19 protein-coding genes are annotated in these 26,513 nt (G+C 31.7%); 5 read left to right on the top strand and 14 right to left on the bottom strand.

What is annotated here, in order from left to right:
• Positions 1 to 86 precede the first annotated feature (86 nt).
• Positions 87 to 905: a 3-deoxy-8-phosphooctulonate synthase gene (gene kdsA / locus B2741_RS02515; protein ID WP_133607426.1), complete on the top strand. Its 819-nt coding sequence runs from the start codon at positions 87 to 89 to the stop codon at positions 903 to 905.
• Between the two features lie 21 nt (positions 906 to 926).
• Complete coding sequence (locus B2741_RS02510) at positions 927 to 1,772, top strand: hypothetical protein (RefSeq protein ID WP_291135131.1); 846 nt, start codon at positions 927 to 929, stop codon at positions 1,770 to 1,772.
• A gap of 38 nt (positions 1,773 to 1,810) precedes the next feature.
• On the opposite strand, the gene bcp is transcribed toward B2741_RS02510, so the two are convergent.
• Positions 1,811 to 2,263, bottom strand: coding sequence for a thioredoxin-dependent thiol peroxidase (gene bcp / locus B2741_RS02505; RefSeq protein ID WP_291135129.1), 453 nt, complete (start codon positions 2,261 to 2,263; stop codon positions 1,811 to 1,813).
• A 246-nt stretch (positions 2,264 to 2,509) separates the two neighbouring features.
• On the opposite strand from bcp, the gene B2741_RS02500 reads away from it, so the two are divergent.
• Genes B2741_RS02500 through B2741_RS02490 form a run of 3 tightly spaced genes read left to right on the top strand, consistent with a single transcriptional unit; the run spans position 2,510 to position 4,586 of the window.
• Positions 2,510 to 3,157, top strand: coding sequence for an endonuclease III domain-containing protein (locus B2741_RS02500; protein ID WP_291135127.1), 648 nt, complete (start codon positions 2,510 to 2,512; stop codon positions 3,155 to 3,157).
• Complete coding sequence (locus B2741_RS02495; protein ID WP_291135125.1) at positions 3,158 to 3,508, top strand: DUF2200 domain-containing protein; 351 nt, start codon at positions 3,158 to 3,160, stop codon at positions 3,506 to 3,508.
• A gap of 10 nt (positions 3,509 to 3,518) precedes the next feature.
• Positions 3,519 to 4,586 carry an acyltransferase family protein gene (locus B2741_RS02490; RefSeq protein ID WP_291135123.1) on the top strand — a complete coding sequence of 356 codons (1,068 nt, stop codon included), beginning with the start codon at positions 3,519 to 3,521 and terminating at the stop codon, positions 4,584 to 4,586.
• Between the two features lie 50 nt (positions 4,587 to 4,636).
• On the opposite strand, the gene B2741_RS02485 is transcribed toward B2741_RS02490, so the two are convergent.
• The 13 genes from B2741_RS02485 to B2741_RS02425 all read right to left on the bottom strand — a co-directional run bounded on the left by B2741_RS02485 (position 4,637) and on the right by B2741_RS02425 (position 26,208).
• Positions 4,637 to 4,780: a hypothetical protein gene (locus tag B2741_RS02485; protein WP_290822780.1), complete on the bottom strand. Its 144-nt coding sequence runs from the start codon at positions 4,778 to 4,780 to the stop codon at positions 4,637 to 4,639.
• Positions 4,781 to 4,831: 51 nt separating this feature from the next.
• Positions 4,832 to 5,416 carry an RNA polymerase sigma factor gene (locus B2741_RS02480; RefSeq protein WP_291135121.1) on the bottom strand — a complete coding sequence of 195 codons (585 nt, stop codon included), beginning with the start codon at positions 5,414 to 5,416 and terminating at the stop codon, positions 4,832 to 4,834.
• 249 nt (positions 5,417 to 5,665) lie between these two features.
• Complete coding sequence (locus tag B2741_RS02475) at positions 5,666 to 7,363, bottom strand: family 16 glycosylhydrolase (RefSeq protein WP_291135119.1); 1,698 nt, start codon at positions 7,361 to 7,363, stop codon at positions 5,666 to 5,668.
• A 32-nt stretch (positions 7,364 to 7,395) separates the two neighbouring features.
• Entirely contained in the window at positions 7,396 to 8,316 is a 921-nt protein-coding gene (locus tag B2741_RS02470; protein ID WP_291135117.1) for a glycosyl hydrolase family 17 protein, read from the bottom strand.
• Between the two features lie 44 nt (positions 8,317 to 8,360).
• Positions 8,361 to 9,872 carry an MFS transporter gene (locus tag B2741_RS02465; RefSeq protein WP_291135115.1) on the bottom strand — a complete coding sequence of 504 codons (1,512 nt, stop codon included), beginning with the start codon at positions 9,870 to 9,872 and terminating at the stop codon, positions 8,361 to 8,363.
• A 12-nt stretch (positions 9,873 to 9,884) separates the two neighbouring features.
• Complete coding sequence (locus B2741_RS02460) at positions 9,885 to 11,375, bottom strand: glycoside hydrolase family 30 protein (protein ID WP_291135113.1); 1,491 nt, start codon at positions 11,373 to 11,375, stop codon at positions 9,885 to 9,887.
• Between the two features lie 4 nt (positions 11,376 to 11,379).
• On the bottom strand, positions 11,380 to 12,564 hold the full coding sequence (locus B2741_RS02455) for a glycosyl hydrolase family 17 protein (protein ID WP_349680380.1): 1,185 nt from the start codon (positions 12,562 to 12,564) through the stop codon (positions 11,380 to 11,382).
• Between the two features lie 121 nt (positions 12,565 to 12,685).
• Positions 12,686 to 16,162 (bottom strand): hypothetical protein, encoded by a 3,477-nt coding sequence (locus B2741_RS02450; protein ID WP_291135111.1) that lies wholly within the window; start codon positions 16,160 to 16,162, stop codon positions 12,686 to 12,688.
• 111 nt (positions 16,163 to 16,273) lie between these two features.
• Complete coding sequence (locus tag B2741_RS02445) at positions 16,274 to 17,086, bottom strand: glycoside hydrolase family 16 protein (RefSeq protein WP_291135109.1); 813 nt, start codon at positions 17,084 to 17,086, stop codon at positions 16,274 to 16,276.
• 35 nt (positions 17,087 to 17,121) lie between these two features.
• A complete protein-coding gene (locus B2741_RS02440; RefSeq protein WP_291135107.1) occupies positions 17,122 to 18,537 on the bottom strand; it encodes an Ig-like domain-containing protein in 1,416 nt (471 codons plus the stop codon).
• A gap of 18 nt (positions 18,538 to 18,555) precedes the next feature.
• Positions 18,556 to 21,678 (bottom strand): glycosidase, encoded by a 3,123-nt coding sequence (locus B2741_RS02435; RefSeq protein ID WP_291135105.1) that lies wholly within the window; start codon positions 21,676 to 21,678, stop codon positions 18,556 to 18,558.
• 268 nt (positions 21,679 to 21,946) lie between these two features.
• The gene (locus B2741_RS02430) at positions 21,947 to 24,754 is read right to left on the bottom strand and encodes a helix-turn-helix and ligand-binding sensor domain-containing protein (RefSeq protein ID WP_291135102.1); all 2,808 of its coding nucleotides are present in this window, start codon (positions 24,752 to 24,754) and stop codon (positions 21,947 to 21,949) included.
• Between the two features lie 107 nt (positions 24,755 to 24,861).
• Positions 24,862 to 26,208 (bottom strand): T9SS type A sorting domain-containing protein, encoded by a 1,347-nt coding sequence (locus B2741_RS02425; protein WP_291135100.1) that lies wholly within the window; start codon positions 26,206 to 26,208, stop codon positions 24,862 to 24,864.
• Between the last annotated feature and the right edge of the window lie 305 nt (positions 26,209 to 26,513).

Genomic DNA, 26,513 nt, shown 5'->3' with positions numbered 1-26,513 from the left:
TTTAGTTATTAGTAACATTTGTAACCTTTTGAACCGCTGTTTGAAAGGTTTTTCTTTTTATCTTTGCAACTTCAAAATCAACACAAATGAATTTACAAAACATTCCACAAATAAAGCATACTGATAGCGGGAACTTTTTCTTATTAGCAGGACCTTGTGCCATTGAAGGTGAAGAAATGGCAATGCGTATTGCAGAGAAAATTGTTTCAGTTACCGATAAATTACAAATTCCTTACGTTTTTAAAGGTTCTTTCAAAAAAGCTAACCGTTCTAGAGTAGATAGTTTTACTGGAATTGGAGATGAAAAAGCCTTAAAAATTCTTCAAAAAGTATCAAAAGAATTTGGTGTACCAACAGTTACCGATATTCACACAAACGAAGATGCAGTAATGGCAGCTGAATATGTTGATATATTACAAATTCCTGCATTTTTAGTTCGTCAAACGGATTTAGTAGTGGCGGCAGCTAATACTGGTAAAACTGTAAACTTGAAAAAAGGACAATTCATGAGTCCAGAAAGCATGAAACATGCGGTTCAAAAAGTTTTAGATAGCAACAACCAAAACGTTATGGTTACCGATAGAGGAACAATGTTTGGTTACCAAGATATGATTGTAGATTTCAGAGGTATTCCAACCATGCAACAATATGCCACTACGGTTTTAGATGTGACGCATTCGTTACAACAACCTAATCAGATGACAGGAGTTACAGGTGGTCGTCCAGATATGATTGAAACTATCGCAAAAGCAGGAATTGTTGTAGGTGTTGATGGAATTTTCATTGAAACTCATTTTGATCCAGCTAATGCAAAAAGTGATGGTGCTAACATGTTACATTTAGACTATTTTGAAGGTTTAATGACAAAACTTGTTGCCATCCGAAAAACAATTAATCAATTTTAATTTTTTATTTTTTAACTTCAAATGAAACATCCATTTTTAATGGTTGTACTAACTTTTTGTGTGTTTTCACAGTACACCTTTTCGCAAGAAACAGTCGAAAATCCTGAAAAATACACAGCGCATAACAAAGGTAAATTCTATATTTTTTGGGGTGGAAACCGCGAATCATTTTCAAAATCTGACATCCGATTTAAAGGTGCCGATTATGATTTTACACTTCATAATGTATCCGCTCACGACAAGCCAAAAGGTTTTCATATTGATTATTTCAACCCGGCTCGAATGACTATTCCACAAACCAACTTACGAATTGGGTATTTTATTTCTGATCATTACAATATTTCGATTGGATTTGACCACATGAAATATGTAATGTATAACGACAGAAGAGTAAGTTACTCTGGTTATTATCCAAATCCTGGAACTTATAATGAAAATCCAGCTAATGGAGAGTTAACGTTAGACGAAGATTTCTTATTATTTGAACATACGGATGGTTTAAACTATGTAAACACTGAAATTTCTCGTGTAGATGATATTTCAAAACTTTTCAAAATAAACAATACCGATAAAATTCAAGTAAATGTTACAGAAGGTATTGGTGGTGGATTTTTATATCCAAAAACAAATACAACGCTTTTAGGAAAAGATAGATACGACGAATTTAATATTGCAGGATATGGTTTATCTGCAAAAGTGGGTTTAAATGTAACTTTCTTTAAATATTTCTTTATCCAAACCGAATTAAAAGGAGGATATATCGAAATGAACAACATAAGAACCACTCAAGACAAAGCAGATTCAGCCGAACAAAATTTTTGGTTTCTACAAAGAATCTTAACCGTTGGTGGAATTTTTAGAATCTAAAGTAAAAAAGCTCGAAGAATAACTTCGAGCTTTTTTATTTATTTTAAAATCTGAGCCGCATGTGCTTTCGTTTTTACATCCGAAATAACCTCTTCAATAATTCCTTTTTCATCAATTACAAAAGTTGTTCGGTGAATACCATCGTATTCTTTACCCATGAATTTCTTTGGTCCCCAAACACCAAACGCTTGAATTACTGATTTATCTTCATCTGCTAACAATGGAAAAGGCAAATCATATTTTTCAATAAACTTCGCTTGCGCTTTAGCGCTATCGGCACTTACACCTATCAATGCATAATTATTAGCTTGAAAACGAGCGTAATTGTCTCTCAAATCACAAGCTTCTGCCGTGCAACCTGGCGTACTTGCTTTTGGATAAAAGAAAACCACTAATTTTTTTCCTTTATAATCTACTAATGTGTGTGAAGTTCCATTTTGGTCTAAACCTGAAAAATTAGGAGCTTTATCTCCTGCTTTTAATGTTGTCATATTTTTATTGTTTACTATTTATTTTTAAAACATATAAGTCATATAAGCAAATGTAAGATTTCTTTGTCTTGATAAGTTCATATTAGTTCGGTTTCTATGCTTTCTATCTTAAGTGAAACGTCCGAAGCTTCGGACTAAAACAATTCATAAAGAAATTCTATGTGCCTATGTATTTAAAATCTTGATCTTTTCTCTTTTGCGTTTGAAGTTAATTTATATTATTTTTACTTTCAAATTTAGTTAAAAATGACCAAAAGCGAGAAGGTAACATTTGTTATAAATACGTTAAATGAATTATATCCTGAAATTCCGATTCCGTTAGACCATAAAGACCCGTATACTTTATTGATTGCTGTGTTGCTTTCGGCACAATGTACGGATGTTCGCGTGAATCAAATTACACCACTCCTATTTGCCAAAGCAGATAATCCATATGACATGATAAAAATGTCTGTAGAAGAAATTAAGGAAATCATTCGTCCGTGTGGTTTATCGCCTATGAAATCGAAAGGTATTCATGGTTTGTCAGAGATTTTAATTGACAAATACAACGGAGAAGTCCCACAAAGTTTTGAAGCTTTAGAAGCTTTACCTGCTGTAGGACACAAAACAGCAAGTGTTGTGATGAGTCAAGCGTTTGGAGTCCCTGCTTTTCCTGTAGATACACACATTCATAGATTAATGTACCGCTGGGGTTTAACCAATGGCAAAAACGTACAACAAACAGAGAAAGATGCCAAACGTATTTTCCCAGAAGCGTGTTGGAACGATTTACACTTGCAGATCATTTGGTACGGACGTGAATACTCTCCTGCTCGTGGTTGGAATTTAGAAAAAGATATTATTACGAAGACGATTGGGAGAAAGAGTGTTATTAATGAAATTAAAAAATAAATGGCATCAAGAAGTATAAATCATATGATTTTTGCGGGTGTTTACCCACATTATATAACCAAAGCGGAGAAAAAAAATCGCACTAAAGTCGAAGTTGACGAAATTATTTGTTGGTTAACAGGTTACACATTGGAAAGCCTTCAAAACCAAATTGACACAAAAGTAGATTTCGAAACCTTTTTTGAGCAAGCGCCTCAATTAAACGAAAACGTTTCAAAAATTACTGGTGTTATTTGTGGCTATCGCATTGAAGAAATTGAAGACCCATTATTGAAAAAAGTGCGTTATTTGGATAAGTTAATTGACGAATTAGCCAAAGGAAAAACAATGGAGAAAATCTTAAGAAAATAAGGTATACAAAATGGATTCTTCAAAAAAACATTTTCATACACTAGATGCTTTACGCTTTTTTTCATTTCTAATTGTTTTCTTTCATCATATACCTGTTCCAGAAAACTCTTGGTTTTCAGTATTTTCAAAAAGCGGTGATGTTGGGGTTTCCTTCTTTTTTGTTTTAAGTGGTTTTCTCATATCGTACATTTTAATTTTTGAGAAAAAAGCAAATAAAACTATCAATCTGAAAAATTTTCTTGCCAAAAGAATTTTAAAAATTTGGCCTTTGTTTTACGCGATATTACTTTTTGCGTTTTTAACTCCTTTTATCTTAAAACTATTTCAACTATCATTTTCAAATGAAGGTTACCAACCAAATTGGTTACTATCGGTGCTTTTCTTAGAAAATTACAATATGATGTTGACCAACAATTTCCCAAATGTTTCTCCATTACGAGTTATGTGGTCATTATGTATTGAGGAACACTTTTATATTATTTGGGGATTTTTATTTAGCATCATTCCTTTAAATAAAATTAAGTATTTAATTATCATTTCGATAGTTCTAGCAAGTGTTTGCAGAGTTTTCTATTCTTATTTTAATTTACCTTTTTTAGACTTATTTACTAATATTGATTATTTTGCATTTGGCGCAATTCCAGCTTATATCTTAAGCTTTAAAAAGGAACAATTAATCACAATTGAAAAACTGTCATACTCGTTTAAAATAGGAATATGTTTACTTACAATTGTTGCTGTTTTTGGATTTTCCAATTTAAATTTTGAATGGCTTAAATTTGTGAAACCAATCATTTATGGAATTTTATTTGCTACAATATTGTCATTTGTAATTACAGAAAAAAATTCTCTTAAAATAAAAGACACATTATGGATTAGTAAATTAGGAATTTATACCTATGGGCTCTATTTGTATCATACCATAATCATAAATTTATTTATTAAACTGAATAAAACATTAGAGATCAATTGGTTTTTAATTTCAATAATAAGTTTTACGTTAACCGTATTTGTTAGTGTTTTGTCTTATCATCTATTTGAAAAACAATTTTTAAAACTTAAAACCTATTTTAATTAAACTCATTCAATAATATAAAAAATGCCTCAAATCTCTTTGAGGCATTTCCTTTAATTAGCGATGATTTCAAAAGTTGAATTTCCCACTTTATGTATACTCAATGCTTTTGAATAATTGAGTAAAAACGAAATCGTTTCTTTTTTAGGTTTCATTTTTTGAGTCACTAATTTTTTCTTAGAGTAAAGTTTTGCCATTAATTATGATTTGGTTTATAAATCTATAACGACATTATTTTACTTTTAGTATTAGTTGGTCAAAATAATTTGATTCTTTTCAATAATTTTTCTCAAGTTTAATAATGCATAACGCATTCTTCCAAGTGCTGTATTAATACTAACTCCTGTTAAATCAGCAATTTCCTTAAAACTTAAATCTTGATACATACGCATTACCAAAACTTCTTTTTGATCGGCTGGAAGTTCTTCTAAGAGTTTTGCTAAATCCGATTCTACTTGTTCTGATATAATTTGTCCCTCGATATTCAAACTGTTATCTGTCATGTAATTGAAGATGGAATATTCTTCTGTTTCACGTTGAAAAGGCATTTTCTTTGCTTTTCTGAAATGGTCAACTACTAAATTATGGGCAATACGCATTACCCAAGGCAAGAATTTTCCTTCTTCATTATACGAACTTGTCTTTAAAGTTTTAATTACTTTAATAAAAGTATCTTGAAAAATATCATCTGATAAATCTCTATCACCAATTTTAGAATAAATAAATCCGTAGATTTTAGATTGATGTCTGTTGATTAATAAAGACAAAGCAGATTCATCTCCGCTTATATAATTTTTTACCAACACCGCATCTGGAAGTACAAGATTAGCCATAACAATACCTTTTAGTTAATTAAAGTTCGGGGTCTAAAAAGTATTTTTATTGTATAGGCAATTTTGTTTTTGAAATTAATTATGTCAAATTTAACATAATTAATATTTAAAAAACAAATTTTAATTAAAAATTTAACACTTATAGGGCAATAAATATATAAAACACTTTCAATCCTTAGCAAAATTGAAGGTGTTTTAGTTGATTTGTTTAAAAATAATTTCTACTAAGAATAGCAGTTGAAACTTGTACTAGTTAATTATTACTTTTTTAATTCCTCTTTTACTTCCAGAATAAACAACAAGTAAATACATTCCGTTTGAAAAATTAGAAACTTCAATCTCATTTGTATTAAGTGTTGTACTTAAAACTTTATTTCCTATTAGATTGTAAATCTCTACTTTATCAATACTTGAACCAGAAGTTATCGAAATATAATTATGTGCAGGATTACTAAAATTAAATTCGGTAAATGCATCGAAGCTTTCTTGATCTAATGAACAATTACTTCCCACTACATAAGAAATATAATGCGTTACCGATAATCCATTTGCATAAGCAAATTTAACGGCATAATTAATAGTTGCACCCATAGTTTGTCCAGTAAGTGTGTGGGTAAAAATTCTACCTGATACATTACTCATTGGCGTTTCTGTAAATGGTGCTTGTTTCCATAAATAAGCTACAACACCTACTCTATCTGTATCTAATAACTCAAACGTTATTTTTACATCGGTTCCAATAGTTTCAAATGCATAATTATATCCCATTGAAAAAGAGCCTTGTTGTGCCACCGTATCAGTTCCAGAACAACCTATTACACCTAAAGTTGTGGCATTTAATACGATTGAATTGTTTGCCGCATCATTTCCTGTTACATCGCTTGCAGCAACAGAAAAAGTATAATTTGTATTTGGGCTTAAGCCTGAAATTATTAACGATTTTTGAATACCAGAAGTTCCTGCAGAAGTATTTGTTAAACTTCCATAAGCAACATCATAAACTATTGTTCCAGAATCATCATTTGCATTCAACAATAACTCAACCGAAGAACTTGTAACATTTCCTATAGTTGCGGTAAAATTTGTTGGAATTTGGGTATCCACTACAACATTTTGATACACTCTTACATAATCAATTACCATTGAACTTTGAGTATAACTTGGATCAATTGTTCCAGCAATTCCTCCCATAGCAATGTTGAGTAAAAGATATTGTTCTAAATCGAAAGGCCAATTACTTGGTGTTTTAATAGCAGGATTGTAGGTATAAAAAGCAACTCCATCAAGCAAAAAAGTAATTTGAAAAGGCGACCAATTCATTGAATAAACATGATAATCTGTACCCAAATTATTAGCAATTGTACCACCAATATTCATTGTATTTCCAAAAGATGATGGTGTATGAAGTGCACTTTGTACATAGTTTGCTGGCTGCGAAGGCGTAATTCCGTGCTCCATAATATCGATTTCACCACATGCAGGCCAATTTGTAGTTCCAAAAGCGGCATCAAAAAAGCCACCATCTTCATTTACATTTTTGCCAAGCATCCAAATGGCGGGCCAAGTTCCTACTTCTATTGGTAATTTTGCCCTAACATCAACGCGACCATATTTAAAAGCAAATTTCGAATTCAATCGTGCCGAAGTATATTGTTTTGTATAACCTTGAGAAGTATATGGTTCTTTTTTGGCAACAATATTCAAAAATCCGCCATTTACAAACGAGTTAGTTATTTCATCTGTATAATGTTGGACTTCGCCATTGAACCAACTTCCGCCAGCAGGCAATTGTGTTTGATGATGCCATTTTGTAGAATTTACAGCACCGTTTACATCAAATTCATCCGACCAAACTAAATCATTATAAACGACATCAACTTGTGAAAAACCAAATTGTGAATAAAGAAGAAGCGTTAGAATAATCTGAAATAGAGTATTTTTTTTCATTATATTGTTTTTACTATTTCAAAAAGAAAATTTTAAAATTTTAGTTTTTCGTTTTTATCCCAAATTCCCCAATGTGCACCCACTTCGCCTTCAGGACCTACTTTCCATGATTCATCAAATGAAGAAAAATAGAAAATTTGGATGTTTTCATCTTTGGACCAAAGTTGGGTATTGATAAAATACTTCATTGCATTTTCAGCCGAAGGATGTGAATCTTTGAAGCTCTCTCCTTGACTTGGCCAACCAGTTTCGGTGATGATAACTTGTTTACCATTAGCCACACTTTTTGCTTGATGGAACATACTTTTCATGTGAGACAAAGCATATTCTTGATTTGTTCCTTCCCAATACGGATAGCAATTAGTTAAAATAACATCACATGCTTCTGTTATTCGTGGCTTAATGGTAAATTCATAATAAGCATCCACATAACCTACCGGAATATTTGATGGAATTTCTTTTCTTACTTTATTAATAAAGGATAATAATTCATCTTCCGATAAGTCTTTACGATACATTACTTCGTTTCCTACAGCAGCTATATCAACAAAACCCTCTTTTGCCAACTGAATTAAAGCTTCAATCTCTTTTTCGTTCTTTTCGGCATCGTCTCCTAACCAAGCTCCTACGAGTGTTTTTAAGCCTAACTCGCGAGCAATTTTAGGAATAAATTCGTTTCCTTCAATGCAAGAGAAAGATCGAACCCATTTTGTATAAGGCGCCATGATTTCAAGTCTTCTTCGTACTTGTTCCTCAGAAATAGTATCACCTGGTTTTTGACCGTCTTCATACATGCTAAAGCAAAGTCCGTGCATGCCACTTTGCAAAACTTGTGAATATAAAAGTGTAATATCTTCTGGATATTTTGTTGAAAAATCCAATCCGTTTTTGAAATCAGCAGTTGCAGAATCAAATTTTTTAGAATACTGAATATAATCGGTTCTGAATGACATAATTGTATTTATTATTAGTAAATGCTGTGTTGTTTTTAATTGACTTAATTTACTATCTTTTTCTCTAATCGTTTTTTCTCTAATTCTCTTTTAACTTCAGCAACTTTATCTTCATTAAGATCATAATTCCACATCACCCAAACAGCCAAAGCTGCCGTTAAACAAGGAATAATAATATCAGCAATTCGCAATTGATTCATTGTTTCAAAAGATTGTGTTGTGTTACCTGCATCAAAACCTACCATCGACAAAACTAAACCTCCTAAGGCCAATGCAATTGATTGACCAATTTTAACCATCCACCAATAGATTGCTCCAAAAGTACCTTCTCTTCTAGGTAATCCATTTCTAAGCTCATCTAAATCACACACATCGGCAGTCATACTCATCATTAAGGTGAACAATCCACCTAAACCAAATGCCATAAATGGAATGGGTAACAATAAAATTAATGGCATTTCAATAGAAAATTTTACGACGCCAATTTGTAAAACAACATCATTAAAAAGTACAGCAGTATTTTCATCAACGACCACAAAACCCCACCATTTTAAAGCATAACCAAAAATTGATAATATTGTTGAAATGATAAAGGCGTTTCGTTTACCATATTTATTAGCTAACCATGAAACTATTGGAATAATTAAAACGGCAGTTAAGAATGCTCCTAAAATAGAAAATATTGCTGGAACAGTACCTGCCATTTCATAACTGCCATTATACATATAAAAAACAATAATGAAGTAGCTAAACGAAGCCACCATTTGAAAGCCGTTAAATACTAAAAAAGTAGCCCCACACAAACGCATGAAAGGATTATTTTTAGTCATGTTTTTCATAGTATCCCACAAAATTTTCATGTTTTTTGTTAAATCTTTAAATGTTAAATTGGCTTTACTATCTGCGTCAGAAACATCCATTTCTTTACAAAATATAGCAGGCATAATTCCAAAAAACAGACAAGCAAACCCAACAAAAATTGACAAAGTTCTAACTCCATCTGCCTGATTATCAAATAAATCTTTATTAGCAATTAACACCCAAAACAAAGGCACAATCATCCAAGATATTTGCCCAACACTATTTGCAATGCCCATTAATCTAGTTCGTTCTTTTGTATCAGTAGTCATTTCATAACCCATTCCAATTAATGGTGTTGAAAAAACAGTATTGGCAAAAATGAATAAAATGGAGAACAATAGAAAATACCAAAAATTGTAAGTTGCACCATTGTCTTCCCACATTTGCCATTGCACTACAAACAAAATAGAAGCTAAAATAGCACCCGAAAATATATAAGGTCTTCTTCTTCCCCATTTAGAAGTAGTATTATCTGAAACAAAACCCATAATTGGATCTGAAAGCGCATCAAAAAAACGTGGAATTGCTGACAATAATCCAGCAATTGCGGGTTCTATACCAAATGCTGTAATTAAGAAAAATGAAAATACACCAAGTGCACCAGGTAATAAATTATTAACCAAATGTCCTGCGCCAAAAGCCGCTTTTTGCACTAATGGAACTCTTTCTCTTGAACTTTCAGAATTAAAAGCCATAATGAATTTATTTTAAGATTTAATCATCACTGTTTGCAATGCTTTTGCATCAATAGAAATGACTGTATTTTGATTATTAATTTGAATTTCGACTGTATGTTTTGCTGCAGTTGGATTAAATATCACTAGAGCAATTGACTTATCTGGATTTTGAACTGCGGTTACTTTAAGGTCTTTATTATTTACTTCGCATCCAATTTTAATTGCTCCTGGTCGCATGAATTTGCTAAAATGTGCCATTACATAATACAATGGTGTAAAGTATACTTCGTCATTTTCAACGTCTACAATTACAGGTGCTACACACCAGTTTTTGAACCAATTTGGCCCCCCTTGTCTATCTAAAACCATATTCCAATCGACCCAACCGTCGACTTGGTTATTCAAACAACCGATAATATCTTCTGCATAACGATTAACAGGAGCATATTTTGGATGCAAATATTTGTCTTTCTCACTAGCCCAATCCCAACCCCAATCAGTAGCTTCTTTTTTCCAATACCAAGCATCGTCTTGCCAGTGTGGAACTTCAGAATCTATACAAGCTTCGGTTTGGATTAAATATTTATTGGGTGCTTTATTGTGAGCATATTGTAAGGCTTCTGGAAAAACTTCATATGTGCTTTCGTACCAATGAATAGCAGTTCCTGCAAAATATTTTGATGTCTTCTCATCTTTGTACATGGCATCAACCCATTCTTGCAAACCTGCTCTATTTTGGTCGTAACCTAAAATTTTAATGTCTTGCCAACCATCTCTTTCTAATTTTGGTCCCAGATGATTTTGAACAAATAAGGTCATTTCTTCTGGTGAAAAAAGTGTGCTTTCCCAGTTGTTTCCATTGCCATGAGGTTCATTTATTACTGTAAGACCCCAAATATCAATTCCTTCATTTTTGTAAGCTTCTAAATATTTTGAAAAATACAAGGCAAAAGTGTCGTTAAATTCAGGTAATAATTTTCCGCCTATATAACTTTTATTGTCTTTCATCCAAGGTGGACAAGACCAAGGCGAAGCAATGATGTTAAATCCTTCTTTTGAAATCGCTTTCGCTTCTAAAATCATAGGAATAATATCGTCTTTGTCGTCTTCAATAGTAAAATGTTCTAAAGCTAAATCATTTTCAACTTTCGCATAGGTATAATTCTTAAGTGAAAAATCGCAAGAAGCTATAGTTGTTCGAGTTAGTGAATAATTAGCACCATTCTCACTGAAGTACGCATTCAGAATTTTTTCACGATTTGCTTTACTAATTTTAGTCAGTAAATGAGCTGAAGCTTCTGTAAAAGAACCACCAAAACCTGTTATCGTTTGAAATTTTTTCTCAGGATTAATGTTAATTAGAACCTTATTTTCGGTAGAAGAAAATTGGTCTATCTTTTTCAATGCATTTCCACTTTCAGAAGTTTCATATACTTCTAATTCGATAGCATTATTTATTCCTTTACAATTTATCATCGTTATCAGTAATAGTATAAAAAGTATATATTTTGATTGTTTCATGATACTAATTTTTACTTGGTGGTGCTAAAACTGTTTCCATCAGTTCTGTTTTATTTCCTGAAAACGTTTTAACTATTGCGTTTCCATCTCTTTTTAAAGAAGAAAATACATTGGCATCTACTTGATCCCATAAGGCAAATTTTGCTTTTCCATCTACGGTAAAAATTCCGAAATGATTTTCGGAACCATTCTTATTGTGACTGTCTTTCCAAGGTTCGTCAAAAGCTTCGAAGTAGAAACAAGTGATATTTTCTTTGTTTGTCCAAGCCCTCATACTTTGATAAAACAAAGCTTGTTTATATTCGTCTGAAGCTTTTGAACCGTGAATACCATAATGTCCATCAGAACTAGAAGCCCAACCTGTTTCACCAATATGAATCTGTTTATTTGGACTAATGGAATGCACGTAAGCTTTTACATTTTCAAACTGTTTTTGAGCGAATAATTGCGCGCGAACCATTGCGGTTTCAACTTTTTGTAATTCATCAAAATGATTTTCATTACTGGAAGTTTGCCAAAAATCGGGATTGTAATGCGTGTTATGATATGGATACGTATGCATTGAAACGTAATCAACAGCTTTGATGATATCCTCTAAATCTTTAGTGTGATAACTTGTATCTCCTCCACCCCAAGAAGCAAAATCGTCTGAACTTGTAATCCAAACTTGATTTGATAATTTATTCTGTTTTTTCAGGTCTTGTAAATGATTGACCCATTTCAGAATAATATTTGGCGTTACATAATAACTGGTTGCCCAATTGACCATTGCTTCATTACCAACAGCAATAATTTTTATGATTTCTGGATAAGCATTTGTTAAACGAACCGCTTCTGCAATTTCAATAGCGTTTCTGTCACTTTCTTCGTTGTGAATAGGTTCTAATTCTGTCCAAGCGTTTTTGCAATCAATCCAAGCGCCAAGCATAACATACATTTCGAAATTGGAATCTTCCTTTTTTAGTTGGGTAATAGCTTCTAATAAATTAGAAACTTCTTTAAAATGGACATTATATGTTCTTACTATTTTGATGTTTAAAACGTCTAAAATTTTTAAATCCTCTTTAATTTCAGCAATAGTTGGCTCAATAGCTCTAGTATTTTTGCGATAACCTCCATAACAAATGGCTTGGTAATTTGGATTTCCTAATAGCTCTTTTGCCGTTATTTCTGTATATTTTGCATTCATTTTTTGGCTTTCTGATTTGGAATTACATGAAAACAGCAAACAAAAACTTCCCATCAAAAGAAAAACTTTTGAAAGTTGGAAAAATGCTATGCTTGTTTTAATTTTCATATCTGAATCCTTCTTATTTTAGGTTGATAGCAACCACATTTACAATTAGTTTCTCAATAACTCCATTTCGACTAAATACGTCTTGACTTGTTTTAGCATCTAATGTTAATTGATTGATAGTTTTTGAGTTTCCTTGGTCATTAAAAATTTCGATATTGGATACATCTGACAATTGATACACAACTGGAATTTGGCAGAATGTAAACGCTAATGAATTTTCATTTAATTCAATCGTTTTGTGTTCGAAATGAACGTTTACATAATTAAACGTTTTTGATTTAGTTAAAAACTCATCTTTTCGCAACAAACATGGATTAAAATGCAATACTCCGTTTTTGATGAATACTCCCAGTTCTCCGAAACGACTTAAAATATCTTCTTTCACTTGGCCTGTCATTCCAGGTTGTTGAGCACCTTTTCCAGCTGGTGTGTGCGAATAAGCATCTGTTGGGAAAGCACCGTAAAGTGTTGGTGATTTGTGAACACCAATTCCTTCGTTTATTTCGTAATAATGTTCTAACAAACGTCCGATAACTTCTGGCGATTCCTTTTCTTCAATGGCTTTTAGGCAACATTCTTGAACCGCTAATTGCAGTTTTGAAACCATGTGCCAATAAATCGAACCTAAACCTTCATAACCATAAAAAGTTCCTGAGCGACCAGTGAACGCTTTATGATTAAACACTTCTTCAAAGATTTCTAAAACAATATTTTCTTCTTTTTCAGCTAATGCTTTAAAAGTGGCATTTTGTTTTACTTCTTCTAACGCTTTTTTCAAATCGTTGGCATTGTGAAAGTTTCCATTAAAATGGTAATTTCCTAAAATGTCTTTGTTGATAATTTGTGCATTTTTATTCGCTAATAAGTTTTGCAATAGTTCTGATTTGGTAATTGCCTCTTTTGAAATGGTGTTTTTCTCGATGAACTTTGGTAATTCTTTATTTGGATACAACAAATAACTGTATTGATCGTGTCTGAACAGTTTGCTTGCTTTTAAGGCATCTAAAACTTTTAGATTTTCTTTTGATGACAAATAGCCAGAGCTTAAAACAGCTACTTGACCTTCTAACATTTCACTTAAATAAGAAATTGAAATCGAGTTGTTGTTTTGAATCGTCATTAAATTGTAAGCGTGATACAAAGCATCTGAACGTTTGTTGGCTTCAATCGAATGTTCGATAAATTTCAAACTTACTTTAGTAAAGTTTTTCAAACCTTGCATCGAATGCGTTCGTTTTTTACCCCAAAATCCACTATTATAGATTTGGTAACGATAATCTGAAGCAGCTTTTCCTAATCGGTCTAAAATGGCTTTTCTTGTAACATCATCAATTTTTCCTGAAAGTAAGTGTTCGTTTTCTAATAAACATTCTCTAACTTCATGATAGAACTCGACCATTTCATTAGAAATTTTGATGTTTTCTAAGTTCGAATTCTCTAATAATTGTTCGAAAAACTTCAAAAATCTTCTCAAATAATACAACGTAACCATCGAAACACCGTTACCAACCAAAGCGTTGTTGGCATCGTTCCATTCTGGTCGTTGTGTGTTCATCCAAATGCCGGCTTCTGGAATAAAATTGGACATTTTAGATAAAACCGTTGCTAGTATTTTTTCGATGAAATTAACGTGATAAATGCTTTTATCATTACTATGTAATAATGCACCATCTGCACCAATTTGCTGTTTTCTTTCGTTAATTAATTTTTCCCAAGAATGGCTGTATTCAATTGTATCTTTTGGATTTTTTAAAATTTCGTCATAAGGTTTGATGATATATGGAACGGCTGCATAAACGAAACAATCGGTTTCAAAATAATTGTTTAGTTTTCCTGGAGCGTATTTTTCACAGAATTCTAAAAACTTCAACAAATAGATAATTTGATGATCGCCCCAATACCCAATGTATGACCAAGGGTTGTCTGGTTCAATCGCTTCCCAATCGAAACCATCTTTGGTAACACGATACGGATTGTAACCCTCAAAAGTGGAAGCGTTTAAGAATTTATGAATCATACTATCAATAAACTCTGGAAAAGAATGTGCTAGTGCTTCCCAATTTTGGAAAATATCACGCCAGTTTCCTTCGTAATCTAATATTTTTGAACCATCAATTTCATTGGTTGTGTTGATAGAAAATTTGTTCCAAGGACGACTTGGATCTCCGTGTCTTCTACTGAATTTTAGTGGTAAATATTCAAAACACAAACGCTCAAAATCAGCGTCATTTTGTTTTAAAGCAAATTCTTTTAATGATTGAAGTGAAAATGCATCTGGTAATTGGTTGATTTTTTGTTCTAATTTGTCAAAAACCTTCTTATTTGCTTTTTTAATGTATAATGAAAAATCGTGTTTTTCAATTTGGTAATTGTAATCAAAAATTCCACCACGCATAATATTAAAAAGCGTGTTTGAAAAGTGTCTTGTATCTCTTAAATTATCTTCGGTAGCTTGAAGTGCATCGGAAGAAGCGTTGATTTCAATTAATTTTTTTGTTCCTAATTCGATATCCTCTTTGATACGACTTACTAAATCAGTATCATTTGAAATTGTTTGAATGATTTGAACAATATCGGCATGATTTTGATTTACGTTGGCAACAATCATCCAGTTTTTATCTGAATTTGCTGATAAAGAAATTTGGCTATTGATAAAATAAGCGCCTTTTTCGCCTTTAATATCATCTTCTTGCAGAATTGAATTTCCTCTTCGGAAATTATTTACTTGAAGAGAAGACACTAAATAAGAAGGATTTTCGAAACCTAAAGCATAAGCTACATTGGCTTTTAAAGCTTCACTTGGTTCGGCTTTATCAACAATTATGGCACTTAATGCAAAAATTCCTAATCCGCTGTTTTGATGTAATTCGCTTCGTTTGTAGGCATCGACTAAATTACTTGTTGACGCTTGCAAATCGCTACTTACACCATGTGGCATAATATTTTGTAAACCGTCTAAAACTGAAATTTGGTAGTGGTTATTCGAATTATTTTGAAGTTTCGATTTTTTAACAAATCCGAATTTATTACTTGAATTCCATTCGTAACTAAATGTAAGACCTAAGTCATGATTTACTTCTTCGAAAATAATTTTATTTCCATAGAAATTTTTATACAAATTTCTACTGATATTGTATTTATTGGTAAAACGCTCTGAAAATGGTTCCCAAACTAAAGTTTGATTGTTGAACGAAATTTGAAAAATAGATTTACTTCCTGTAATATCAGCCGATTCGGTAATTTTATCATCGGTATAATATGGGAACAATGCAAATTCAGCATTTTTTCTACCTGCAGAAAGTCCTCCATTACTGGAAATAAACATCCAATGATTAGAATCGGAAACGATGCTCATAAAAAATGGACGCATCGCATCGTTATTATTTATTTTATAAAATTTTTCTCCTTCGATGGTAACAATATCCATTGAAACCGATTTGTTTTCGGTTTTCGTTTCAGTATCAACAAAAGTTTCAGTGCTTTTACTCATGATTTGGTTGTTGCATTTTTAAATCCATAACAAAATCAATATTAGACTTCTCAAGCGAAAAGTCTAATATTTAATTCTGAATTGGTTTTAACTTTAATTTATTTAATTCTATTATTGATATATTCTTATGTAATCAACAAGCATAGTTTGTGGGAAAGCTGTTTCTGTATTTGGTGAACCTGGTAAATTTCCTCCTACAGCCATATTTAAAATAATGTAAAAAGGTTGGTCGAAAACCCATTCTCCAGGAACATCCTCTGGTGTTATTTGATTATACAACACATCATCGATGTAATAATTGATGTAATCTTCTCCCCATTCAATTCCAAAAATGTGAAAATCTGTATCAAATCGGCTATTAGGTAATGTATAACTTTTTGAGATTGATTCACCAGCAGAATAACCCGGACCGTGAACAGTGCCCAAAACTGTTGTTGGATTATTCCCTAAGTATTCCATGATATCAATCTCACCACAAGCAGGCCACCCCACTTCGTCTATGTCTGAACCTAACATCCAAAAAGCTGGCCATAAACCTTGTCCTAATGGGAGCTTTATTCTGGCTTCTATTCTACCGTATTTTTGTTCAACTTTTCCTTTTGTCAAAATTCTTGCAGAAGTGTAATTAGAACCCATATACAATTCTCTACGAGCTGTAATTTTTAGCATTCCATCTTCTACTACAACATTTTCAGGTCGGTCTGTGTAATATTGCAATTCGTTATTTCCCCAACCGTTGCTTCCTGTTCCGATATTATAACTCCAATAAGTACTATTTGGCGCACCATCTTCATCAAATTCATCTTGCATTACTAATTGATTCATAGTGGTAACCGTTTGTTTTTCATCTGAAGAACATCCCATAATTACAAACATTGAAGTTGTTAGAGTTAAATATTTGATCGTATTATATTTTAAAATCATGATTGTTACTTTTTAAATTTAGTTAATAGATGCTCTTAGTTGTAGAAGTAAACGTTGTCTACATAAATTACAGAACCATCACCACCTTCAAGGATTATTTGTGCTAGATTAGATCTACTTGCTAAACCTGGCATCGCAGAAAAAGGAATATCAATTGACATCCAATTTTGAGACACTAAAAATGGAGCGGTAAATGTTGTAGAATGTCTTGTATCATCTCCACCTCCAAAAGCACCATCTGCACCAAAATCAACAACAATTACTCTTAATTGTCTACCAGGAGCAATTGAACCTGGAATAAAAGCATCCAAATGGAAATGCGTCATTGAATTTGCATTTACAGTTGGCGCACTAAATTCGATTCCAACAAAATTAAAAATGGTGTAATTCAAGATATTATCATTAGCCACTGTGAAATCACTTGAAACTGTGGTTTGCCAAGGAGCCCAATATCCATTATAATAATTTACTGGTACATTGTTATAGGCATCAGAAAATATAGAAATAACATTCGCTTGATTTCTTGTAGGTGTTGGCGCATGAGTAAAATTACCCGAACAATTTATAGTTAAACTTCCACTTGCTTGAACACCATTTATAGTTGCCGTAATTACAGTTGTTCCTGCGCTTAAAGAAGTAACTAAACCATTAGAATCAACTGAAGCTACAGCTGGATTAGAAGAGGTAAATTCAAAATAAGCAGTACTTAAATTAACAATTTGATTTTGTCCATTTGGTAAATTAAAAGTTGAAATAATTCCAGTTATATTTGAGTTTACGCCAACAAATGTATTTACCGATGCATTATTTCCGTTCATAATAGCTGCACCAATTGTTCTTATTGTACCTAGTTTTTCAAATTTTAAATCATCAATCCAAAAGGTATAAGCCATTCCGTTAGTACCTTGTGTTCCAGCAGCATATCGAAACATACCTTTTTCTTGCAAAAGTTTTGATGCATCTGGAATTGGAATAATTACTTTAGACCAATTGGTACCAACGCTAACATTTGTAATCGTAGCCATATATTTATTTTGGTCAAAATCTTCTCCAAAACCAAACTCAGAAATGGTTACACCTTGGGTTGCTTTCACGTAAAAAGTTAAGGCATCAAATTCTGTTAAATTTCTACCAGCACCATCTACTCTGAAAATGGCTCCTGCATAATTACCTTCTGCATCGTTTGCATTAGGAACATCAAATCGCATTGAAGCGTTACTATTGTATCCTTCTTCGCGATCTACTGACCATGCAGTAGGTTTAGAACCTCCGTATGGAAAGTAAAAATTAGATCCCATACCTACAAAATCTTCTATAAAGATTTCTGCAACTTTAGGAAAAGTTGCTTCTGTAGCGTCATCGGATAATTCTCTCTCACAACTAGTATTGATAATTACTATCGTACTTAGAAGCAAAAAGCCTGCTAAACAATTAAACTTTAAGTTTTTCATATCTTCAATTTTTTTTTATTATTTTCCAATATTAATGTGAATGTATGTTCTAATTTCCCATTCTGAACCGTTTCCAAAACCAACTGGACTTATAACTGGTTCTGGCGGAAATGTGTTTTCTGGAACTGCTGTTGGTGAATATCTTGGTGAATATTGGTCTAATGAGCGCCAAATTCCCATGATTCCAATTCTTGTATCTGGTAAAATGAACCAACTTGGTTTTCCAACAGAAGTTGAAATATCGATAGAACTTTGAACTGGGTAAGTTAAGTTAAAATCTCTGTGGTAATCAAAAGGTCCCCAATCATTAAATTTAAGTGAAGAAACTACCTTTACTTTTTTGTAAATCATTCTTACATCTCCACCTGCTCTGTTGATTGTTCTTTCTGAATCGCCATTTGCTTGACCATTACCAAAGTATAGGTTAGCTATGATTCCTAAATCAGGTGAAATTTTTGAAACAATTCGTGTATTTGATTCCCATAAATCTTTTGCTGGAGCTGAGCGCTCAAATGCAAAAGAAGATCTATTGGATAAAAACCCGATGGCAGCATCCATAGTTGTTGGTAAATGACGGTAAACAAATCCTGTACTGAATGCAAATTTTGCATCTTCTACCATGTCATTGTTCCATTCATACATCCATGTTCCTGGTGTTGGGTCGTAAGTCAATAATAACTCTCCACCAACAGTTTCACGATTAGCTCTTACGATAAATGGATCATCTAAAATATTTCTTAATCTTCCTGGAGCATCAACACCATTTGGCATAGCTTCTACTAAAGGTTTTTGCCATAGGAAGTTTGGTGCAATTTGTAAATTAGAATTTACATTATAAGTAAAACCCGCTAAAAAGTTCATTTGGTTTCCGCTTCCTGTATCTTTCAATCTCCAACCTGTAAACGTTTGGGTATTATCTGCACCTCCGTTTGCAACTAAACCATGAATTGCTCCTTGCGTGTATGCGTTGAATCTTCCTTTAGAAAAGGTAAGCTTTGCTTTTCCTCCCCAATTATCTTTATTGTTTATTTTATCAACTTTTACAACATCTCCATCCATCATTTGGAATTCTCTACCATTTAATGGTTGACCAGCCCAAATACCTCCTAATTCAATTCCTAAATTTCCTAATTTAGTTTGAAGATAAACTGTAGCTCTTCTTGTTTTTGGTATTGGAAATGCAATTGATGAAACCGATTCAGAAACTTCTGCTTGATTAATGTCTTCATGATAAACAGTAGCAAAATTAAATTTTCCGAATTTTGTATTATATTTTAATAAATAAGCTGGATTGGCTCCCCACCATAGTTGAGGTCCAAATGCCGCTTTTAATCCGTCTAAGTCTCCTCTTCCGTCTATTTCGAAACCAAGAGTTTCTCCATTATAAATATCTAAGTTTGGTCCATAATTTGCTTCTGGATATAGTCCGAAGAAATCGCCTTCATAGCCCCAGTGATAGTGACCAGTTCTATAGAATCCTCTTAATTCAAAATCTTTAGCTGTCCATTTGTAGGATGCATTGTAAATTTGAACTCTATTTACATCTGTAGATAAAACTTCGCCTTCATTTGTTAAGACAGTTTGTGCTCTACCTCTATTTTCATAGAAAATCTCATTAATTGGATTTTCAGCTACGTGACCTAAAATATTGAAATTCACGTTAGCTTTCATGTTTGCTGATGGATTTCCTTCAACACCAATAAAATACGATTGCATGTGATCAAAACCTAATCTATTTGGATAACCATTTGTATCAGGATCATCAGCTTTTGGAGTAGTAATTAAACTTCCACCTGTATTGAATGTCGTAAATTCTGCTCTAAGATTGCTTAATTTAATCATTCCTCCATCATTACTTGATAAAGCTGCTTTATCTCCTCTAGCTCTTAAAGCGGCATCCATTAAATTAGCTTCACCAAAATGAGTATTTACAACTTGCGTATTAATTCCTTCTTTAAATGGATTTAATTTGTGAATGTCTTTTAAAACATAGTAAGCTGCTCTTGGATATAATTGATAATGCCCTTTTTCATCTGTTGGACCTTTTGCACAGATTCCAAACCATTCTTCATTCATATTATTTTGACCTTCAGTGAAATCTTTTTGATAACCACCATTTGACCAAGAAGCATTTGAATCATGAACGTCTAAGTTTTTAGTTTGTCCGTATTTCCACCAACCATCACTAAATTGAAATGTAAATCCTCCAATTGAGTTACCAGATTTACCTAATCCTGCAGCATTTTCGTAGATTTCTTTCCAATTTCCTTTTAAGTAAAAAGCTTGTGCATTTTGATCTTCTTGATTCGTTAAAACATTGAAAGCATCAGCTCCAAACTCAGTAAACAGAACTGGTTTACCATATTCTTTCTTAACTCTTTCAAATAAATCACCAAAAGAAACACCACGGTATACATTTGTTCCAAAGACATCTACATCTTTACATTCTTGAGCAATTATGTCAAGAAAAAGTAAATCACCATTACAAATTGCCATTGGATGATTTGCGTCTATCGCTTTCATTGCTACAACAGCTTCGTTAAATAGCTTATACATTGAACGTGCTCTCGCTGTTGACTTTCTATCCTCTATTGGAATATTTTCTGTTTCGGCTCCATCCCAAAATAAACCGTAGTTATTCTCATTTCCTAAAAGAAATAAAAGAAGCCCTTTAGTATCTTTATATTCTGAAGCCATTTGAGTTACTTCTTTAAGAAGAAGCTCGCGGGTTTTAGCATCAGAATATTCTGTATTTGGCTTCCATACACCATCAATTGTTAAACCATATCGACCGAAAGAATGATTTAACATGGTGTAAATACCATAATTTGTATAGATGTATTCAATCCATTTTTTTGGAATACCCGAGTAAACACGTATAGTATTCACACCCATATTTTGAAGTAATCCCATTTCATCATCTAAAGCCTGACGAATAAAATCGTCTGATTGATTCCAAAGACTGTATGAGTAATTTGTACCGATTGGAAAATAATCCCAATTCATTCCATTTACCATAAAATCTTTACCGTCGACTTTAAGTTTCAATTCCGAATTATTATTTTCAACTACTACTCTTTCAGATTGTGAATAGGTAGTAAATGAATAACAAAAAATTAGTATCAGAATAATTTTTTTCATTTGCTGTTTGGATTTAAATAATTAATAATCGTATTAAAAATTGGTTTTGTTAATGATTTCATAAAAATAGCGAGTAAATATTACATTTTTGACAAAATTAACCTCAACAAAAAATATACATCGTAAAAAAAACGCTGGAAGTATTGAAAAATGCCAATAAAACATCATTTTAACTGGATAAAAAAAGATTTTTATAATATCTTAAAATTTCCGTTAAAGAATGTTTGTATAGGTAATGTATAGGTAAGAAAAATGCGCTTTTAGAACATTATATAGCTAATAAGTATTCCACTAGTCCCATTTCATGAGGAAGATTCATTTTCTTTCGCAAACGATATCGCTTAATTTCGATACTACGAACTGAAATATTAAGTAAAGGCGCTATTTCTTTTGAAGATAAATTAAGTCGCAAATAGGCACACAAACGTAAATCGTTTGGAGTTAGACTAGGATGATTTTCTTTAACTTTCTTCAAGAAATTATTATCGGCACTATCAAATGCTTCTTTGAAAATATTCCAAGTATTTTCTTCTTTCACATTTTTATTTATCGTAGAAATAACCGATTTAATACTTCTATTTGTTGTACTATCTGTTGAGTTTTTTAAATCGCCTTTAATAATGTTTAAAAGTTCTGTTTTCTTGATAAGATTCATTGTAGAAACAGCAAGTTCTTTGTTCTTTTTATCAACATCTTGAGTAAGCTGTTCGTTTTTAATTTTCATTATTTGCTGTTCATTCTCTAATTCCTTCAATTCTAAAAGAATATTATTTTCTGCAATAATACGTTGATGTCTTTTTTCGTGATAAATAGTGTAAAATTTATTGATGTAATATCCTAAAACTATCAATAAAATAAAATAGAACATCATAGCCCAGTTGTTAGCATACCAAGGTTTTTTTATCACAAAAGAATAGGTAGCGATATTGTCTGTTACAGAATTTGCTACTTTGGCTCTAACACTAAAAACATAATCGCCTGCTGGCAAATTTTCAAAAACAACTTGAGAATTAAACGACCACTCACTCCATTCGTCATGAAGTCCTTCTAATTTATACTGGTATTCTGCATTAATGTATTTATCGTATTCTGGAACGGTGTAATTAAAAGCTAAATTATTTTCATCATGATCGAACGTTCCTTTTTCAGTTAATGAAATACTTGTTGATTTTGAATTGATGACATTATTGGAAACTCCGAAAAGCGAAACTTTGTGATTACTAAATTTGAACTCATTGTTTTTTAAGACATAATAACCATCTGTTGTACCAATTAAATATGTTTCATCACTTAACTGCAGAATATTTTCGTATCCAGGCATTGAATTGGTTAAAGACGAAGGAATTGGCAAACTGCTTTTCTTCAATTCAGGAGATAATTTTCCAGAGGAATAGTAGTGAATGTAATTTTTAGTAAAAAACCATAATTTGTTTGATTTATCTACAATCATTTTTCCAGTTACATATTCGTCATTTTGAAATATTACACTCAGTGATTTGTCCTTCTCAAAAACCTTTGTTGTATTATTCATTTTAAAAATACCATCCTTAGAAGCATAATAAATTTGATTATTGTACTTGGCTAAGGTTGCGTTTTTACTTTTTGTAAGGTTATCAAATTTAATAATATCAGAAGCATTTAGTAGGGAATTATCTACTTTAAATTTATAAACCCCTTTATATTCGTGACTTACATAAATTTCATTTGTATTTAAAATCTCAAAATGTTTAGAAGAATAATTAAATCCTTTAATCTTATTTTTATAAACCCAAGTATTATTCTTTTTCTCTAAAACAGTAATTCCATTATAATTTCCTTGTAAAATGTAATTGGTATTTCCAAAAGGTACAAATTTCCAGGTTCCAGAAGCTGCAAAAATAGGAATTGCATTTTTATCATTAATAATAAATGTCCCTGAATCATGTCCGCAAAAGAGTGTGCTTTGATAAGAAAATAAATTCCAAACTTGTCCTTTTGTATTTTGAACAAATTCAAATTTAGAGGTTGAATTTAAGTCTTTACAGAACAAGCCTTGATTAGTTCCAATGTATAATTTATTGTTGTGAGTTATTGAAGCATAAGTAGTTCCTAAAATTCCCGTATTATCTAAATAACTTTTTATTGGCGATTTAAGATTGATACAGTTAATTCCGTTATCGAGCCCAATCCAAAGATTTTTATCTATATCCTCAAAAAGAGAAAGTGCTGTGTTATTACTTAATCCTGAATTTTGCGTTATATGATAGATTAGTTTGCCTTCTTTAGACAGAATAAATATTCCGTTTGAGATGGAACCTAAAGCTATACTTTCGTCAGACAACATCTGACTACTGTAAATATTACTTTGCTGAATTTCGGCATCAACATTAGTTGAGAATTTACTTAAAACACCATTCTTATAATTGAAAATTCCTTGCTTTTGAGTGACTAAGATTAATCCATCATTTGTATCAAAAATGTTGATTAGTTTATTTTGATTGATAATATCGTTGCTTAAAAACAATTTACTTTTACCTTGATCAATCTCATACAACCCTTTTGTAGTCTGGAAATAAATACCATTAGCAGTCTTGAATGCTTTATTAATGGTACTATTTGGGTTAATTATAGTGAACGCTTTTGTTTTTGTATTGTAAGCATAAATTTTTTCTAATGATTGAAAAAGTATCCAATTATCGAATGGAAAGATACCCCAAAATTGTTCATCATCATTAATTTTATCTTTAATTGAATGACTAAGTGAAATGTATGATAATTGTCCATTTATGGCACGTTGCCAATAGCCGAATTCCATAAAAGAACCTGTATAAATTTTATCATTTATACACTTAACCGAACGAATGATTGTCTCATTAGGAGAAGGATTTAAAATCCATTTTGAACCGTTAAATTCAAGTAAGCCTTCATTATTTGCAAAATACATAAATCGATGATTATCTTGAGAAATCATCCAATTTTGAATTCCAGCACCATATACATCTTTAGAATACTTAACAATTGGAGGCAATTGTTGTGCTACACCTAGTAAAGAAAATAAAATGAATAAAAGTTGAAATTGAATTTTATGAAATTGCATTTTCTATGATATTAAAAAATAAAGATATGTAATATAAATTTTATAAAAAAATGATTTAAAAAAAAGACTGCCATTTCTGACAGTCTTAGTTTACTAGAATTGAAAAACTATTCTTTTATAAATTTTGTTGATGAAACATTTCCATCAATGTTTGTTTTAATAACATAAACACCTGCATTAAGACTAGCAACATCTAGTTGGAAAGAAGTAGCATTAATTTCTCTATTTAAAACTTCTTGTCCTAAAACATTGTAAACTGCGATATTTTGAATATTTCCAACTGATTCAAGATTTAAAATATTTGATGTTGGATTTGGATATAATTTAACTTTAGATACATTGAAACTTTCTGAAGATAAAACAGTGTTTTTATGTAAATAGATGTTATCATACCAAACATTATCAACCATAGCAGTTGTAATACCTATTTGAGCAATATCACTTCTATTTAAGTTACCTGCAACTACACCACCTAAAGCAGTAATTGGCACATCAACTGAAACCCATTGATTAGCTACTAATTGAGGAGTAGTACCTCCATTAATGTTAACCTCTAAAGCTGATACTTCAGCACCAGTTCCTCCAAAATGAACTAATTTTACATTAAAAACATCACCTGTTAAATTTGTATCAGTAATATAAAAATCAAAGTGAATGTGAGTAAAATCGGTTAGATTTTGTCTGTTAGATTGAAAATCTATACCTTGACAAACAACACCTGTATTCTTTCTTAACGTATTATTACCTGCTATTTGAACTTGGGTTGTTGCAGCGCCACCACACCATCCAGCGTCAAAATTATCAAATCCAATATTAGTATAAGCATCACTGTAAATAGAAACAACATCTGCTGTTGGTCTAGCAGGAGGTGTTGGAGCAGCAACAGTAGGAGAAACAATACATGGAGCACATGTACCTCCACAATCAATTCCTGTTTCAGTTCCATCCTGAATTCCGTTTGCACATGTATTTACAACCTGAACAACAGAAACATTATCAATAAATACGAAACCAGTAGCAGCACCTAAATCAAAAATTACTCTATCAGCAACAGCATCACCGTAATTAATTGTGAATTGATATGAAAAAGTTTGTGGCGAAGCTGTTAAAGTTGTAGTTGCAGTTAAAGCTGCCCAAGGAGCATTATTTTGACCTAAACCTACAATCATTGTTCTTGAATTTGTTGTTGCATCTGTAAATGCAGTAAAAGTTAATTCATAAGTTAAACCATTAGTCAAATTAATATTTTGACTCAAGTTTACATCATAAGGATTACCTGCTGCTAATACATTAGCTTGGTTTACAAAATTTGAAGCTCCAAGATCAACAACATTTGCAGCGTTATTATACCAAGGCGCTGCTGTACCCGTTTGAAAATCACCATTGGTCACCAAATTCTGAGAATAACCCAGTGCACAAAAAATTAATGATAGAAAGAAAGTAATTTTTTTCATAATTATGTATTTTATTTAGTTAAAACTTATCGATTGTAAATTTAATCCATAAAATTTTTAAACAATTCACAATCCATATATACAAACTATACATTGCGTTTTTTATATTATATTTTTTAAGGCGATTATTTAAAAATATAAAATATTGATTTTCAGTAATTTAAAAATTAAATGATTTGTCTAATAAGTAAAATGTATAGTTGATGTATAGTTTAAAAATTATGTTTTTTTGATTACCATAACGATATAACAATGTCTACTTTAAGTTAAAAACCAATATTGAAATGAAAGATATACTATAACTT

The sequence above is a fragment of the Flavobacterium sp. UBA7663 genome (genome assembly GCF_002483315.1).
Lineage (GTDB): Bacteria > Bacteroidota > Bacteroidia > Flavobacteriales > Flavobacteriaceae > Flavobacterium.
The sequence above is the reverse complement of the archived record's forward strand: the minus strand, read 5'-3'. Positions and strand labels throughout refer to the sequence as shown.

Excerpts from the sequence above, each read along its gene's own strand:
- kdsA (WP_133607426.1), top strand. The coding sequence starts at position 87 with ATGAATTTACAAAACATTCCACAAATAAAGCATACTGATAGCGGGAAC.
- B2741_RS02510 (WP_291135131.1), top strand. The coding sequence starts at position 927 with ATGAAACATCCATTTTTAATGGTTGTACTAACTTTTTGTGTGTTTTCA.
- bcp (WP_291135129.1), bottom strand. The coding sequence starts at position 2,263 with ATGACAACATTAAAAGCAGGAGATAAAGCTCCTAATTTTTCAGGTTTA.
- B2741_RS02500 (WP_291135127.1), top strand. The coding sequence starts at position 2,510 with ATGACCAAAAGCGAGAAGGTAACATTTGTTATAAATACGTTAAATGAA.
- B2741_RS02495 (WP_291135125.1), top strand. The coding sequence starts at position 3,158 with ATGGCATCAAGAAGTATAAATCATATGATTTTTGCGGGTGTTTACCCA.
- B2741_RS02490 (WP_291135123.1), top strand. The coding sequence starts at position 3,519 with ATGGATTCTTCAAAAAAACATTTTCATACACTAGATGCTTTACGCTTT.
- B2741_RS02485 (WP_290822780.1), bottom strand. The coding sequence starts at position 4,780 with ATGGCAAAACTTTACTCTAAGAAAAAATTAGTGACTCAAAAAATGAAA.
- B2741_RS02480 (WP_291135121.1), bottom strand. The coding sequence starts at position 5,416 with ATGGCTAATCTTGTACTTCCAGATGCGGTGTTGGTAAAAAATTATATA.
- B2741_RS02475 (WP_291135119.1), bottom strand. The coding sequence starts at position 7,363 with ATGAAAAAAAATACTCTATTTCAGATTATTCTAACGCTTCTTCTTTAT.
- B2741_RS02470 (WP_291135117.1), bottom strand. The coding sequence starts at position 8,316 with ATGTCATTCAGAACCGATTATATTCAGTATTCTAAAAAATTTGATTCT.
- B2741_RS02465 (WP_291135115.1), bottom strand. The coding sequence starts at position 9,872 with ATGGCTTTTAATTCTGAAAGTTCAAGAGAAAGAGTTCCATTAGTGCAA.
- B2741_RS02460 (WP_291135113.1), bottom strand. The coding sequence starts at position 11,375 with ATGAAACAATCAAAATATATACTTTTTATACTATTACTGATAACGATG.
- B2741_RS02455 (WP_349680380.1), bottom strand. The coding sequence starts at position 12,564 with ATGAATGCAAAATATACAGAAATAACGGCAAAAGAGCTATTAGGAAAT.
- B2741_RS02450 (WP_291135111.1), bottom strand. The coding sequence starts at position 16,162 with ATGAGTAAAAGCACTGAAACTTTTGTTGATACTGAAACGAAAACCGAA.
- B2741_RS02445 (WP_291135109.1), bottom strand. The coding sequence starts at position 17,086 with ATGATTTTAAAATATAATACGATCAAATATTTAACTCTAACAACTTCA.
- B2741_RS02440 (WP_291135107.1), bottom strand. The coding sequence starts at position 18,537 with ATGAAAAACTTAAAGTTTAATTGTTTAGCAGGCTTTTTGCTTCTAAGT.
- B2741_RS02435 (WP_291135105.1), bottom strand. The coding sequence starts at position 21,678 with ATGAAAAAAATTATTCTGATACTAATTTTTTGTTATTCATTTACTACC.
- B2741_RS02430 (WP_291135102.1), bottom strand. The coding sequence starts at position 24,754 with ATGCAATTTCATAAAATTCAATTTCAACTTTTATTCATTTTATTTTCT.
- B2741_RS02425 (WP_291135100.1), bottom strand. The coding sequence starts at position 26,208 with ATGAAAAAAATTACTTTCTTTCTATCATTAATTTTTTGTGCACTGGGT.